The sequence below is a fragment of the Pseudomonas sp. A genome, assembly GCF_056270345.1.
The window spans coordinates 2,687,552-2,702,013 of record NZ_CM149873.1 but is presented as its reverse complement, the minus strand read 5'-3'; the positions used below and the strand labels follow the sequence as shown (position 1 = coordinate 2,702,013).

Below are 14,462 nucleotides of genomic sequence, written 5' to 3'. Positions count from 1 at the left end.
GTCGCGTCGTAGGCCATTATTGCCTGCACTACATGTCGTTTCACCGTTTCCCTGGCATTGATCATCCGTGGCTTGCCTTTCACTCGCCTTTCACCACCCGCTCGAAGGCCGGCGTGGAACGGGAGACGAAACCACCCTCGACTCTGGTCACCATCACCGCGGCGATGCCGTGGGCGATGGCGAAATCCCAGCCTTGCTGCGGCCCGAGGATCAGCAGCAGGGTCGAGTAGCCGTCGGCCTGCAGCGCCGAGGCGTCGAGCACCGTCACCGCCGCCAGGTCGTGCTCGACCGGACGCCCGAGACGGGCATCGAAGGTGTGCGAATAGCGCCGGCCATTGTCCTCGAAATAATGCCGATAGTCACCCGAGGTCGACACGGCCATGTCCTCCACGCCGATGACCTGGCGGGCGATCTGGCGGTCCTCGCGCGGCAGCTCCAGGGCCACCCGCCAGGCACTGCCATCGGGTTTGCGGCCCACGGCCTTGAGCTCGCCAGTGGCTTCGGCGAGAAACGCCTCGATGCCCATGGCGCGCAGGCGCTTGGCGATCAGGTCGACGGCGTGGCCGGCGGCGATACTGTTGAAATCCAGCTCGATGGGAGCGTCCTTGCACAGGGCGTCACCCTCGATGCGCAGGTGCCGGTAGCCCACGCGCTCACGCGCTCGGGCCAGCGTCTGCGGGTCGGGCACCTGCATCTCGCGGGCCTGGGGGCCGAAGCCCCAGAGGTCGAGCAGCGGCTCGACGGTGAGATCGAAGGCGCCTTGGCTCTGCTCGGCCAAGTGCTGGCCGAAGCTGGCCAGCTCGAACAGGTCGGCGTCGATGGGCAGGCACTGGTTGGCCGCAAGCTGGTTGAAACGGCTGACGGTGGAGTCGCCGCGGTAGGTGGAGTAGCGGGCGTCGATGGCCTGGAGGATGGCCTCGACCTCGGCCTGGACCTGCTCGGGCGCCGGGCCGTCGGGTTGGCGCACGTACTGGATGCTGTAGCTGCTGCCCATGGTCGGGCCGCCGAAGCGCTCGAGGGTGGGGCCTTGATTGCAGGCTGACAGCAACAACAGGCAGAACAGAAGAACTGTGCGCAATATGGATCTCTCGGTTGACCGGTCTCTTTGCAGGAGCGGCCTTGTGCCGCGAAAGGGCCGCAAGGCGGCCCCAGGTTTTCAGCGTCACTGCCACAATTGCCGGGGCTGCTACGCAGCCCTTTCGCGGCACAAGGCCGCTCCTACAAAGAGACCGCGCTGATGCGGGGAGCAAAAAAAACGGGAACCCGAAGGTTCCCGTTTTCTCAACGCATTACAAGCGGATCAGCGTGGAAACGCTGGCGGGTTCACACCGGCCATGTCTTCCATCACGCGTACCACCTGGCAGCTGTAACCGAACTCGTTGTCGTACCACACGTACAGGACAACGCGGTTGTCGTTGCAGATGGTCGCCTCGGCGTCGACCACACCGGCGTGGCGCGAACCAACGAAGTCGGTCGATACCACTTCCTGGGAGCTGACGTAGTCGATCTGCTTGTGCAGCTCCGAGTGCATGGCGGTCTGGCGCAGGTACTCGTTCAGCTCTTCGCGGTTGGTGGCCTTCTCGAGGTTCAGGTTGAGAATGGCCATCGACACGTTCGGCGTCGGCACACGAATGGCGTTGCCGGTCAGCTTGCCCTTGAGCACTGGCAGTGCCTTGGCGGCTGCGGTGGCGGCACCGGTCTCGGTGATGACCATGTTCAGCGGCGCGGCGCGGCCACGACGGCTGCCCTTGTGGAAGTTGTCGATCAGGTTCTGGTCGTTGGTGAACGAGTGAACGGTTTCGACGTGGCCGTTGACGATGCCGTACTGGTCGTTGATGGCCTTGAGCACCGGCACGATGGCGTTGGTGGTGCAGGACGCCGCCGAGATGATCTTGTCGTCGGCGCTGATGTCGCCGTGGTTGATGCCGTGCACGATGTTCTTCAGCGCGCCCTTGCCAGGTGCGGTGAGGATCACGCGGGCGGCGCCCGGGCAGGCCAGGTGCTGGCCGAGGCCGTCGGCGTCACGCCATACGCCGGTGTTGTCGACGATCAGCGCATCGTGGATGCCGTACTGGGTGTAGTCGACTTCGCTCGGGCTCTTGGCGTAGATCACCTGGATCAGGTTGCCATTGGCGGTGATGGTGTTGTTGGCTTCATCGATGACGATGGTGCCGTCGAACGGACCGTGCACCGAGTCGCGGCGCAGCAGGCTGGCGCGCTTGACCAGGTCGTTCTCGGCGCCCTTGCGCACGACGATGGCGCGCAGGCGCAGGCCGTCGCCGCCACCGGTCTTCTCGATGAGGATGCGCGCCAGCAGGCGGCCGATACGGCCGAAACCGTACAGGACGACGTCGGTGCCCTTGCGTGCGGAAGCGTTCTGCTGACCCACGACGTCGGCCAGTTCGTCACGGACGAACTGCTCGGCGCTGCGGCCGTTGCCTTCGACCTTGAACTTGTTGGCCAGCTTGCCCAGGTCCACCGAGGCGGCGCCCAGCTTCAGCTCGCTCATGGCCTTGAGCAGGGGGAACGTCTCGTGGACGGACAGCTCGGTCTCGTCGGTCTGACGGTGACGGGCAAAGCGGTGGGCTTTGAGGATCGAGATAACCGAACGGTTGATCAGGCTGCGGCCATAGATCGAGCTCACCACGTTGTTGTTGCGGTAGAGCTGACCGATAAGCGGGATCATCGCTTCAGCCAGGGCTTCACGATCGATCCACTCACCAAGACACTGGTCGGGCTTCTGAGTCACGGTAACCTTCCACATGTAGGGGAACAAAAAAGGGGCTACATTATGACGCCCCTCGGCGTATCGGGCAATGAGCGCCTGTCGCCGACGCCAGACCCCGTCGTCATGCCCTCGCGAGCCTGACAGCGAGCCCCGTCACCGGTACAATCGACCTCTTTGCCGCAACGCTTGGAGTCCGATCTCCCGTGTCAGTTCTGCGCCTACCGCAAATGTCGGCCACGGCCGGCAAACAAACCTGGGGCAACCTGCCCGGCGCCGCCTTGAGCCTGGCCATCGCCGAGGCGGCCAGTACCGCCGGTCGCTTCACCTTGCTGCTGACCGCCGACAGCCAGGCGGCCGACCGCCTCGAGCAGGAGCTGCGCTTCTTCGCGCCGGCGCTGCCGGTGCTGCCGTTCCCCGATTGGGAAACCCTGCCCTACGACCTGTTCTCGCCGCACCAGGACATCATCTCCCAGCGTATCGCCAGCCTCTACCGGCTGCCGGAGCTGGACCACGGCATCCTCGTCGTGCCGATCACCACTGCCCTGCACCGCCTGGCCCCCACGCGCTTCCTGCTGGGCAGCAGCCTGGTGCTGGACGTCGGCCAGAAGATCGACGTCGAGCAGATGCGCACGCGCCTGGAAGCCAGCGGCTACCGCTGCGTCGACACGGTCTACGAGCATGGCGAGTTCGCCGTGCGCGGCGCGCTGATCGACCTGTTCCCCATGGGCAGCAAGCAGCCGTACCGCATCGACCTGTTCGACGACGAGATCGAGACCCTGCGCACCTTCGACCCGGAGTCGCAGCGCTCGATCGACAAGGTCGACTCGATCCGCCTGTTGCCGGCGCGTGAGTTCCCCATGCAGAAGGACGAGGTTACGCGCTTCAAGGCGCGCTTCCGCGAACGCTTCGACGTGGACTTCCGCCGCAGCGCGATCTTCCAGGACCTCACCAGCGGCATCATTCCCGCCGGTATCGAGTACTACCTGCCGCTGTTCTTCGAAGAGACCGCCACCCTGTTCGACTACCTGCCGGCCGACACCCAGGTGTTCTCCCTGCCGGGCGTGGAGCAGGCCGCCGAGCACTTCTGGAACGACGTGCGCGGGCGCTATGAAGAGCGCCGCGGCGACCTCAGCCGGCCACTGCTGCCGCCGGCGGAGCTGTTCATGCCGGTGGAGGACTGCTTCGCCCGCCTCAAGCAATGGCCACGGGTGGTGATCGGTGCCGACGACGTCGAGCCCGGCGTTGGCCGCGAGCGCTTCCCGGCCCGCGCCCTGCCCAACCTGGCGATCGAGGCCAAGGCCAACCAGCCGCTGGCGGAGCTGTCGAACTTCCTCGACCAGTTCCCCGGCCGCGTGCTGTTCACGGCGGAATCGGCGGGCCGGCGCGAAGTGCTGCTGGAGCTGCTCGAACGCCTGAAGCTGCGCCCCCACACCGTCGACGGCTGGGCCGACTTCGTCAGCGGTGGCGAACGCCTGGCGATCACCATCGCGCCGCTGGACGACGGCCTGCTGCTGGACGACCCCAGCCTGGCCCTGGTCGCCGAAAGCCCGCTGTTCGGCCAGCGCGTGATGCAGCGCCGGCGCCGCGAGAAACGCGGCGAGGCGGCCAACGACGCGGTGATCAAGAACCTCACCGAGCTGCGCGAAGGCGCCCCGGTGGTGCACATCGACCACGGCGTGGGCCGCTACCTGGGCCTGGCAACCCTGGAAATCGACGGCCAGGCCGCCGAGTTCCTCACCCTCGAATACGCCGAGGGCGCCAAGCTCTACGTGCCGGTGGCCAACCTGCACCTGATCGCCCGCTACACCGGCAGCGACGACGCCCTGGCGCCGCTGCACCGGCTGGGCTCCGAAGCCTGGCAGAAAGCCAAGCGCAAGGCTGCCGAACAGGTGCGCGACGTCGCCGCCGAATTGCTCGACATCTACGCCCGCCGCGCCGCGCGCAAAGGCTACGCCTTCGCCGACCCGGCCGCCGACTACGCCACCTTCAGCGCCGGCTTCCCGTTCGAGGAAACCCCCGACCAGCAGGCCGCCATCGAGGCGGTACGCACCGACATGCTCGCCGGCCAGCCGATGGACCGCCTGGTCTGCGGCGACGTCGGCTTCGGCAAGACCGAGGTGGCCATGCGCGCCGCCTTCATCGCCGTGCACGGCGGGCGCCAGGTCGCATTGCTGGTGCCCACCACCCTGCTCGCCCAGCAGCACTACAACAGCTTCCGCGACCGCTTTGCCGACTGGCCGGTGAAGGTCGAGGTGATGAGCCGCTTCAAGTCGGCCAAGGAAGTCGCCAGCGCCGCGGCGGACCTGGCCGAGGGCAAGATCGACATTCTCATCGGCACCCACAAGCTGCTGCAGGACGATGTGCGCTTCAAGGACCTGGGCCTGGCCATCATCGACGAGGAGCACCGCTTCGGCGTGCGCCAGAAAGAGCAGCTCAAGGCCCTGCGCAGCGAGGTGGACATCCTCACCCTGACCGCAACGCCGATTCCGCGCACGCTGAACATGGCGGTGTCGGGCATGCGCGACCTGTCGATCATCGCCACCCCGCCGGCCAGGCGCCTGTCGGTGCGCACCTTCGTCATGGAGCAGAACAAGAGCACGATCAAGGAAGCGCTGCTGCGCGAACTGCTGCGCGGCGGCCAGGTGTACTACCTGCACAACGACGTCAAGACCATCGAGAAGTGCGCTGCGGAACTGGCCGAACTGGTGCCCGAGGCGCGCATCGGCATCGGCCACGGGCAGATGCGCGAGCGCGAACTCGAACAAGTGATGAGCGACTTCTACCACAAGCGCTTCAACGTGCTGATCGCCTCGACCATCATCGAGACCGGCATCGACGTGCCCAGCGCCAACACCATCGTCATCGAGCGCGCCGACAAGTTCGGCCTGGCCCAGCTGCACCAGCTGCGCGGCCGGGTCGGCCGTAGCCACCACCAGGCCTACGCCTACCTGCTGACGCCACCGCGCCAGCAGATCAGCGCCGATGCCGAAAAGCGCCTGGAGGCCATCGCCAACACCCAGGACCTGGGCGCCGGCTTTGTCCTGGCCACCAACGACCTGGAGATCCGTGGTGCCGGCGAGCTGCTCGGCGAAGGCCAGAGCGGGCAGATCCAGGCGGTCGGCTTCACCCTGTACATGGAAATGCTCGAGCGCGCGGTCAAGGCCATCCGCAAGGGCGCCCAGCCGAACCTCGAGCAGCCGCTCGGCGGCGGCCCGGAGATCAACCTGCGCCTGCCGGCGCTGATCCCCGAGGACTACCTGCCCGACGTGCATGCGCGCCTGATCCTCTACAAGCGCATCGCCTCGGCGGCCGACGAAGAGGGCCTCAAGGACCTGCAGGTGGAAATGATCGACCGCTTCGGCCTGCTGCCGGAGCCGACCAAGAACCTGATGCGCCTGACCCTGCTCAAGCTGCAGGCGGAAAAGCTCGGCATCAAGAAAGTCGACGCCGGCCCCAACGGCGGCAAGCTCGAGTTCGAGGCCGAGACACCGGTCGACCCGCTGACCCTGATCAAGCTGATCCAGGGCCAGCCCAAACGCTACAAGTTCGAAGGCGCGACCCAGTTCCGCTTCCTGGTGCCGATGGAACGCCCCGAAGAACGTTTCAACACCCTGGAAGCGCTGTTCGAGCGCCTCACTCCACAGAATCCATAAGGAAGCTTCATGCGTGCCATCCGTTGCCTGACCCTGCTGCTGGCCCTGCTCGCGCCGGCTGCCTTCGCCGCAGGACCCTACCAGGTGGAAATGATCCTGGTGCGGCAGAACGCCGTGCCGGCGATCACCAGCCCATTCGCCCCGGAAGACTGGAGCGCCGGCGCGCCACGCCTGGAAAAAGGCGCCGAGCGCCCGACCGGCCTGGGTGACGAAGTCACCCGCCTGCAGGCCACCGCCGACTACACCGTGCTTCTGCACAGGGCCTGGCAGCAGGACGGCGATGCCGTCGCCGTGAGCGCCGGTGACGAGCAGTTCGGCCACTTCCCCATCGAAGGCAACCTGACCATCAAGGAAGGCCGCTTCATCGCCGTCGACGCCAGCCTCTGGGTCAATCAGCTCGACGCCAACGGCAGTGTGCTGCGCAGCGAGCAGTTCAAGCAGAGCAACAGCAACATGAAGGCCGGCCAGCTGACCTTCCTCGATGGCGGGCACCTGGCGCTGCTGCTCAAGGTCTCGCCGGCCGGCATGCGCAAGATCCCGCTGCCGGATCCGGAAATGATGGAGCAGTGAAACCGTGAACGCCGATGTGCAGAAGCTGGCAGCCGAGAATCCGAGCTGGAAGCGCGATTTTTCCGCGGCCACCCTGCAACGTGGCGAACGCTACGCCGAACAGGGCCTGGTGCAGATCCAGTCCCACGGCGACTCGCGCATCGAGTCCACCTGCCACGGCAGCGGCGGCAACATCTACCGCCAGCGGATCATCATCACTGCCGGCCCCTCCGGGCAATGCCATGTGCGCGGCGACTGCTCCTGTCCGGTGGGCACCAACTGCAAGCACTGCGCCGCAGCGCTCTATACCCTGGCCAACAGCCACGGACACGGCGCGGCCAACGGCGACCAGTTGCCCCATCACCTGCAGCACTGGCTGCAGGGGCTGGAGCCGCCCACATCCCGACAGGGCGACGCCGAAGACAAACGGGGCCGCATGGTCTGCTACCAGCTGGCGCTCAACGACGACCACAGCAGTTGCGCATTGCGTGTGCGCAAGGGCACCCGCGAAGAGCACGGCATTCGCTACAGCCGCATCCAGTCGCTGTACGAACTGCTCTACGAGCCCCCGAAGTTCGTCAAGGAAGAGGACCTGCGCATCCTTCGCCAGCTCTCGGCGCAGACCGCGCCCTACGGCCACGAGCGCGGCTATGCGCTCAAGGGGCTCGAGGGCGGCGAGTTGCTGCAGCGGGCGCTGGACACCGGGCGCCTGATGTTCATCGAAGACCTGCCCCTGCTGACCCAGGGCGCGCCTCGTCAGGCGGACTTCCGCTGGGTACGCCTGGGCAACGGCGACTACAGGGGCATGTGGTACAACGGCGAGGAACCGCTCAATTGCGTGCTGCCGCTGGTGCCGCTGTACTACTTCGACCTCGACACCCATGAGGTCGGCAGCGTTTCCCACGACCTGGATCCGCACACTGCCCTGCAGCTGTCCCTTGCTCCCGATGTACCGGAACACCTCATCGTGCCCCTCAGCCACAAGCTCAACGCCCTCAACCATCACCTGCCGACGCCCACCACCGTGCAGCAGGAGCAGCTCGACGACATCGCGCCGACCCCGCACCTGACCCTCGGCAGCCTCGAGTTCAGCGCCTACACACCCAAGACCGGGCGCATGCAACGGCAGATGCAGCACCGCGCCGCACTGGCGTTCGACTACGACGGCCTGCGCGCCAGTGGCGGCGACGACAAGCCGCTGAGCCGTCTGGTGGGCAGCACCAGCCAACGCATCCGCCGCCAGCCCCAGGCCGAGCAGGCCCTGCGCAAGGCATTGCGCGAGCATGGCTTCAAGCCCGCCACCCGCCAGAGCAAGGCCCTGCCCGACAGCGCCGGCGAGATGTACCAGCTGCCCGACGACGAAGCCTGGCTGCGCTTCGCCCGCGAGGGCCTGCCGCGCCTGCGCGAGGCCGGCTGGGCCATCGATGTGCACCGCGACTTCGCCTTCAACCTGCACGAGGTCGACGACTGGTACGCCACCATCGACGAAGCGCCGGGCCATGAGTGGTTCGACCTGGAGCTGGGCATCGTCGTCGATGGCCAGCGCCACAGCCTGCTGCCCATCGTCCTGCAACTGCTGCGCGCCAGCCCCGAGCTGCTGCGCCCCAGCGAACTGGCACGGCGCAGTGACGACGAACACCTGCTGATCGACCTCAACCGCGCCCGCCACGACAGCCCGGCGCTGCGGGTCGCCCTGCCCTACGGGCGGATCAAGGCAGTGATGGGCACCCTGGGCGAGCTGTACCTGCACAACGACGCCAGCGGCCCGAGCCTGCGCCTGGAGCGCGCCGACGCCGCGCGCCTGAACGACATCGACCACCTGCCGTTGCAGTGGGAGGGAGGGAGTCATGTGCGCGACCTGGGCCGGCGCCTGCGCGACGCCCGCGACCTGCAGGTGGCGCCGCCCAAGGGCCTGAACGCCACCCTGCGCCCCTACCAGCAGCAAGGCCTGAACTGGCTGCAGGCCCTGCGCGAAATGGGCACCGGCGGCATCCTCGGTGACGACATGGGCCTGGGCAAGACCCTGCAGACCCTGGCCCACCTGCTGCTGGAGAAAGAAGCCGGGCGCCTGGCCCACCCGGCGCTGGCGGTGATGCCCACCAGCCTGGTGCCCAACTGGCTCGACGAGGCCCGCCGCTTCGCCCCCGACCTGCGCGTCCTGGCCCTGCACGGCCCCGGGCGCAACAAGCACTTCGCCAAGCTGGCCGACTACGACCTGGTGCTGACCACCTACGCCCTCGTCCCCCGCGACCTGGAACACCTCAAGGTCCAGCCCTGGCACCTGCTGGTGCTGGACGAGGCGCAGAACATCAAGAGCAGCACCAGCAAGGCCGCCCAGGCCGTGCGTGAGCTGCAGGCCAACCAGCGGCTGTGCCTGACCGGCACGCCGATGGAGAACAACCTCGGCGAACTGTGGTCGATCTTCCACTTCCTGATGCCCGGCTGGCTGGGCGAGAGCAAGCGCTTCACCCAGGACTACCGCACCCCGATCGAGCGCCACGGCGACGCCGAGCGCATGGGCCACCTGGCCAGCCGTATCCGCCCGTTCCTGCTGCGCCGCACCAAGGAGCAGGTGGCCACCGAGCTGCCGGCCAAGACCGAGATGATCCACTGGGTCGAGCTCAGCGACGCCCAGCGCGACACCTACGAGGCGGTGCGGGTGGCGATGGACAAGAAGGTCCGCGACGAAATCGCCCGCAACGGCGCCGCCCGCAGCCAGATCGTCATCCTCGACGCCCTGCTCAAGCTGCGCCAGGTATGCTGCGACCTGCGCCTGGTCAAGGGCACCGAGGCCAAGGGCACGTTCGCCGACAAGGGCAAGCTGGGCAGCCTGCTGGAGATGCTCGAGGAGCTGCTCAGCGAGGGGCGCAAGGTGCTGCTGTTCTCGCAGTTCACCTCGATGCTGGCACTGATCGAGTTCGAGCTGGAAAAGCGCGGCATCCGCTACAGCCTGCTGACCGGCGACACCCGCGACCGCCGCGCGCCGGTGCAACAGTTCCAGAACGGCGACAGCGAGGTGTTCCTGATCAGCCTCAAGGCCGGTGGCACCGGGCTGAACCTGACCGCCGCCGACACGGTGATCCACTACGACCCGTGGTGGAACCCGGCCAGCGAGAACCAGGCCACCGACCGCGCCTACCGCATCGGCCAGGACAAGCCGGTGTTCGTGTTCAAGCTGATCACCCGGGGGACGGTGGAGGAGAAGATCCAGCAGTTGCAGCAGGAGAAGGCGGCGCTGGCGGCCGGGCTGCTCGATGGCGGCCAGGCCGGGCAATGGCGGCTGGGCGATGACGAGATCGAGGCGCTGTTCGCACCGTTGCCGGGCAAGCGCGGGCGTTAAGCCTGGCTTTTCCCGTGCTGGCCTCTTCGCGGGTAAACCCGCTCCCACAGGGACGGCGTATTCCTTGAGAAGGACGCCGAACCTGTGGGAGCGGGTTTACCCGCGAAGAAGCCAACGCGGTCAGTCGACCAGCTGGGCTTCCTTCAACGCCCCCAACGCCTCCAGCCAACGCGGCTGCTGGCGGTAATCGGTACGCGCAAAACCCTGCCCGCGCATCCGCGCGATGCGTGGCGACGGCTTGACCTTCATCCGTTGCGCCGCGCTCAGCGCCAGCTCAGCCGCCGCCCGGTCGTTGCACACCAGGCCCATGTCGCAGCCGGCGCTCAGGGCCGCCTCGATACGACTGGCGGCGTCACCCACCACATGAGCGCCGGCCATGGACAGGTCGTCGCTGAAGATCACCCCGTCGAAGCCCAGCTCGCCGCGCAGGATGTCCTGCAGCCAGCGCCGGGAGAAGCCGGCCGGCTGGTTGTCGACCTGCGGATAGATCACATGGGCCGGCATCACCGCCGCCAACTGGCCGCTCAGGCGGGTGAACGGCACCAGGTCGGTAGCGCGCAGCTGCTCGAGGCTGCGTTCGTCGACCGGGATCGCCACATGGGAGTCGGCTTCGGCCCAGCCGTGGCCGGGGAAATGCTTGCCGCAGGCGGCCATGCCCGCGGCGTTCATGCCGCGAATGAACGCGCCGGCCAGTTCGGTGGCACGCTGCGGATTGCCTTCGAAGGCGCGGCTTCCGACCACGGCGCTGCGCTGGTGATCGAGGTCCAGCACCGGGGCGAAGCTCAGGTCCAGGCCCACCGCCAGCACCTCGGTGGCCATCAGCCAGCCGCACTGCTCGGCCAGGTACTCGGCATTGGTGTTGTCGGCGATCGCACGCATGGCCGGCAGGCGCACGAAGCCCTGGCGCAGGCGCTGGACCCGCCCGCCTTCCTGGTCCACGGCGAGGATCAGCTCGGGGCGGATGGCACGGATCGACGCGCACAGCTCGCGCACCTGGCGCGGGCTGTCGATGTTGCGGGCGAAGATGATCAGGCCGGCCACTTCGGGCTGGCGCAGCAGATGGCGGTCTTCGGCGGTCAGCCATTTACCGGCGATATCCACCATCAGGGAGCCTTGCAGGCTGGCAGTCATAGGGAATCCTTCATGGGAGGTCCAGGGGCGCTTGGCCGTGGCGCAGGCGCACGCAAACATCGGACAACGAAGTGCCCGATGGTTCAGTGGCGAAGCGGCCGTGCTGGCGGAAAATGCGGCGGGAGACAAGGTCAGGCATGCGCGCTAGCTTAGCGCAAGCGCCCTGCCCCGCCCAGTACTCAGGCCTTGGCGGGGGTGGCGGACTTGCTGCGCGGACGCAGCTGCGCCGTGGCCATGGCCTCGTCGGTGACGCCGCTGTCGGCGCGCATGCCGGCGGCCAGGAACGGCACCATCAGGCGCATGACCTGCTCGATCGAGGTGTTGATGCCGAAATCGGTCTCGGCGATGGCCCGCAGGGCCTTGATCCCCGACATGCTGAACGCCGCGGCGCCGAGCATGAAGTGCACGCGCCAGAACAGCTCCAGCGGCGGGATGCGTGGCGCGGCCTCGTTGACCAGCAGCATGTAGCGGCGGAACACCTTGCCGTACATGTCTTCCAGATAACGCCGCAGGTGCCCCTGGCTCTGGCTGAAAGCCAGGCCCAGCAGGCGCATGAAGATCGACAGGTCGTTGTTGCTGCGCGGCTGCACGGCCAGGGCCTGCTCCACCAGCATCTCCAGCAGTTCCTCGAGCGAGGCCTTCTGCTCGGGACGCGCCTGGCGGCGCTCCAGCTCGCGCTCCAGGCTTGCGCAGAACGGCCCCAGGAAGCGCGAGAACACCGCCTGGATCAGGGCCTTCTTCGAACCGAAATGGTAGTTCACCGCCGCCAGGTTGACCCCGGCCTTGCTGGTGATCAGCCGCAATGAGGTTTCCGCGAACCCACGCTCCGCGAACAGCTGCTCCGCCGCATCGAGGATGCGTTCAACGGTTTCCGATTGGGCCATGACTACTCCGCCTGACAAACAGTTGTTTGAAACATACGTTTCAGGCCTGCCGATGTCAAGGCTGGGTGACCGGTCGGTCGCCATTTAAAAGCGCCAAGAGTCAGGCTGCAAGCGACAAGATGCGTCGGCGTTTCGATCTTTCTTGGTCCGGGTGGGTTGCAGGCCGCGAGCCACTGTATATAATTCCAGTCACTGTATAAAAAGACAGAGCCCTCGCCCATGCTGAAACTGACGCCACGCCAAGCCGAGATTCTGGCCTTCATCAAGCGCTGCCTCGAAGACAACGGCTTTCCGCCGACCCGCGCCGAGATCGCCCAGGAGCTGGGCTTCAAGTCGCCCAACGCCGCCGAGGAACACCTGAAGGCCCTGGCCCGCAAGGGCGCCATCGAGATGACTCCTGGCGCTTCCCGCGGCATCCGCATTCCCGGCCTTGAGCCAAAGCACGAGGACAGCGGCCTGCCCATCATCGGCCGGGTCGCCGCCGGCGCGCCGATCCTCGCCGAGCAGCACATCGAGGAATCCTGCAACATCAACCCGGCCTTCTTCCATCCCCGTGCCGACTATCTGCTGCGCGTGCACGGCATGAGCATGAAGGACATCGGCATCTTCGACGGCGACCTACTGGCCGTGCACACCACCCGCGAAGCCCGCAATGGCCAGGTGGTGGTGGCCCGCATCGGCGACGAAGTGACCGTCAAGCGCTTCAAGCGCGAAGGCAGCAAGGTCTGGCTGCTCGCCGAAAACCCCGAATTCGCCCCCATCGAAGTTGACCTGAAGGAACAGGAACTGGTGATCGAGGGCTTGAGCGTCGGCGTCCTGCGCCGCTGAACCAGGAGGCGTCATGCAGCCGTTCACCCATGCACCCCAGCAAGCCCAGCTGCCGCTGTTCGAGGCCTTTCTCGCCCAACCGGTGCTGCCAGGCCTCAAGCCCGCCCCGGTGGCGCGCAAGAGCAGCCAGCCAGAGCTGTTCAGCGAACTGGCCCTGCGCGGCGCGCCCGGGCATTGCCAGAGCCTGCTGGCGCCGATCCTGCGCGAACTCAGCGAAGAAGACGACAGCCGCTGGCTGACGCTCATCGCCCCGCCGGGCAGCCTCACCCAGGCCTGGCTGCGCGATGCCGGCCTGAACCGTGAACGCATCCTGCTGCTGCAACCTGGTGGCAAACAGACTGCCCTGCAACTGGCCTGCGAAGCCTTGCGCCTGGGCCACAGCCATACCGTGGTCAGCTGGCTGGGCACCCTCAACGGCAGCGCCCGGCAACAGCTTCAGCGCGCCGCCGCCAGCGGAAACGCACAAAGCCTGAACATCCGCCTCGGCTGATGTTCAGGCTTTGCCTGTCAAACACTTGAAACCCTGAGCCTGTAACCTGCCTCAGTGAAGGACGCGCGGCCCTTCTTCACGCTCAAGCTCACCCTCGACGAGGCGGCCGGCCATCTGCACGCCGACACTGAGCATGGCCTTGGCCACTTCCACATGCTGTCCTTGCAGGAATGCCTTGGCATCCTCGGAGAAATCCAAGGTCACCAGGGAGCCTTCATCCTCGGCACGGCGCAGCTCGATCCGGCCATCAGGCAACTCGACAATTTCTAGAAAGGACGTTGACATAAAGGGCCTGCTTTTCACGAAAGACCATCAGTGTACCAGCCATGGCGGCGGTCAGCACTCACTCAGCGCTTCGCGGAATCGTCTCACCAGGCTTTTCAGGTTCTGTCGCCAGGCTTCAAGCTCCTCCCGGGATAGCTCGGCCGGCTCGGGCTCGTCCAGATTGACGGCCTGGATCAGCGGCTGGGTGACGTCGCCCTTCACGGCTTTCTTCGCGACCGGCGGTCGGAACAAATCGGCATAAGCGGCCAGCAGGCGCGCCAGCCAGGTTTCCGGCTGGCGAGCCAGCTCAAGTAGCTCGGCCATTTCCGGGATCGCCACGCTCTGCAGCACCTCGTCACTGAACAGCAGTTCGGCCCGTGACGCCGAGGCCTGGGGCAGACGGTAGAAGCCGGCGATCTCGTGACACAGCCCCAGCAGCGCGCCATACAGGTGGAACAGCGCCGATTCGCGCTCGGACTGAAGCAAGCCCTGGGCGTTCATGGCCTGGCTGTCGGCGGCCTTGGCCATGGATTCCAGGGCAAGGCCGGCGAAGAACAGCTTCTGGTTGGTGCGGGTGTAGAGTTCCTGGGCCATT

11 protein-coding genes are annotated in these 14,462 nt (G+C 66.7%); 5 read left to right on the top strand and 6 right to left on the bottom strand.

The window, feature by feature from the left end; genetic code table 11:
- Positions 1-79: 79 nt before the first annotated feature.
- Both AC0MAZ_RS12265 and AC0MAZ_RS12260 read right to left on the bottom strand, forming a co-directional pair.
- Positions 80-1,078, bottom strand: a complete 999-nt coding sequence (locus AC0MAZ_RS12265; protein WP_475861237.1) for an FAD:protein FMN transferase — start codon at positions 1,076-1,078, stop codon at positions 80-82.
- A 222-nt stretch (positions 1,079-1,300) separates the two neighbouring features.
- The gene (locus AC0MAZ_RS12260) at positions 1,301-2,764 is read right to left on the bottom strand and encodes a glyceraldehyde-3-phosphate dehydrogenase (protein WP_110738521.1); all 1,464 of its coding nucleotides are present in this window, start codon (positions 2,762-2,764) and stop codon (positions 1,301-1,303) included.
- Positions 2,765-2,931: 167 nt separating this feature from the next.
- Here AC0MAZ_RS12260 and mfd point away from each other — a divergent pair, with 167 nt between their 5' ends.
- From mfd to AC0MAZ_RS12245, 3 genes are read left to right on the top strand one after another with little or no spacing between them, the layout of a single operon-like run.
- The gene (gene mfd, locus AC0MAZ_RS12255) at positions 2,932-6,381 is read left to right on the top strand and encodes a transcription-repair coupling factor (RefSeq protein ID WP_475861235.1); all 3,450 of its coding nucleotides are present in this window, start codon (positions 2,932-2,934) and stop codon (positions 6,379-6,381) included.
- A 9-nt stretch (positions 6,382-6,390) separates the two neighbouring features.
- Entirely contained in the window at positions 6,391-6,951 is a 561-nt protein-coding gene (locus tag AC0MAZ_RS12250; RefSeq protein WP_203647454.1) for a CsiV family protein, read from the top strand.
- A gap of 4 nt (positions 6,952-6,955) precedes the next feature.
- The gene (locus AC0MAZ_RS12245; protein WP_475861233.1) at positions 6,956-10,270 is read left to right on the top strand and encodes a DEAD/DEAH box helicase; all 3,315 of its coding nucleotides are present in this window, start codon (positions 6,956-6,958) and stop codon (positions 10,268-10,270) included.
- A gap of 120 nt (positions 10,271-10,390) precedes the next feature.
- Here AC0MAZ_RS12245 and nagZ read toward each other — a convergent pair whose 3' ends face one another.
- On the bottom strand, positions 10,391-11,389 hold the full coding sequence (gene nagZ, locus AC0MAZ_RS12240; protein ID WP_475861416.1) for a beta-N-acetylhexosaminidase: 999 nt from the start codon (positions 11,387-11,389) through the stop codon (positions 10,391-10,393).
- Positions 11,390-11,580: 191 nt separating this feature from the next.
- Positions 11,581-12,285 carry a TetR/AcrR family transcriptional regulator gene (locus AC0MAZ_RS12235; RefSeq protein WP_203647455.1) on the bottom strand — a complete coding sequence of 235 codons (705 nt, stop codon included), beginning with the start codon at positions 12,283-12,285 and terminating at the stop codon, positions 11,581-11,583.
- Positions 12,286-12,504: 219 nt separating this feature from the next.
- Here AC0MAZ_RS12235 and lexA point away from each other — a divergent pair, with 219 nt between their 5' ends.
- Both lexA and sulA read left to right on the top strand, forming a co-directional pair.
- Positions 12,505-13,113, top strand: a complete 609-nt coding sequence (lexA, locus tag AC0MAZ_RS12230; protein WP_234561506.1) for a transcriptional repressor LexA — start codon at positions 12,505-12,507, stop codon at positions 13,111-13,113.
- 13 nt (positions 13,114-13,126) lie between these two features.
- Positions 13,127-13,603 carry an SOS-induced cell division inhibitor SulA gene (sulA, locus tag AC0MAZ_RS12225; protein ID WP_203647456.1) on the top strand — a complete coding sequence of 159 codons (477 nt, stop codon included), beginning with the start codon at positions 13,127-13,129 and terminating at the stop codon, positions 13,601-13,603.
- Between the two features lie 51 nt (positions 13,604-13,654).
- On the opposite strand, the gene AC0MAZ_RS12220 is transcribed toward sulA, so the two are convergent.
- Together AC0MAZ_RS12220 and AC0MAZ_RS12215 are read right to left on the bottom strand one after the other, a co-directional pair.
- Positions 13,655-13,888, bottom strand: a complete 234-nt coding sequence (locus AC0MAZ_RS12220; RefSeq protein WP_203647457.1) for a hypothetical protein — start codon at positions 13,886-13,888, stop codon at positions 13,655-13,657.
- 51 nt (positions 13,889-13,939) lie between these two features.
- On the bottom strand, positions 13,940-14,461 hold the full coding sequence (locus AC0MAZ_RS12215) for a DUF6586 family protein (protein ID WP_475861230.1): 522 nt from the start codon (positions 14,459-14,461) through the stop codon (positions 13,940-13,942).
- Position 14,462: the final 1 nt, after the last annotated feature.

Excerpts from the sequence above, each read along its gene's own strand:
- AC0MAZ_RS12220 (WP_203647457.1), bottom strand. The coding sequence starts at position 13,888 with ATGTCAACGTCCTTTCTAGAAATTGTCGAGTTGCCTGATGGCCGGATC.
- AC0MAZ_RS12235 (WP_203647455.1), bottom strand. The coding sequence starts at position 12,285 with ATGGCCCAATCGGAAACCGTTGAACGCATCCTCGATGCGGCGGAGCAG.
- AC0MAZ_RS12250 (WP_203647454.1), top strand. The coding sequence starts at position 6,391 with ATGCGTGCCATCCGTTGCCTGACCCTGCTGCTGGCCCTGCTCGCGCCG.
- sulA (WP_203647456.1), top strand. The coding sequence starts at position 13,127 with ATGCAGCCGTTCACCCATGCACCCCAGCAAGCCCAGCTGCCGCTGTTC.
- AC0MAZ_RS12260 (WP_110738521.1), bottom strand. The coding sequence starts at position 2,764 with ATGTGGAAGGTTACCGTGACTCAGAAGCCCGACCAGTGTCTTGGTGAG.
- lexA (WP_234561506.1), top strand. The coding sequence starts at position 12,505 with ATGCTGAAACTGACGCCACGCCAAGCCGAGATTCTGGCCTTCATCAAG.
- AC0MAZ_RS12215 (WP_475861230.1), bottom strand. The coding sequence starts at position 14,461 with ATGGCCCAGGAACTCTACACCCGCACCAACCAGAAGCTGTTCTTCGCC.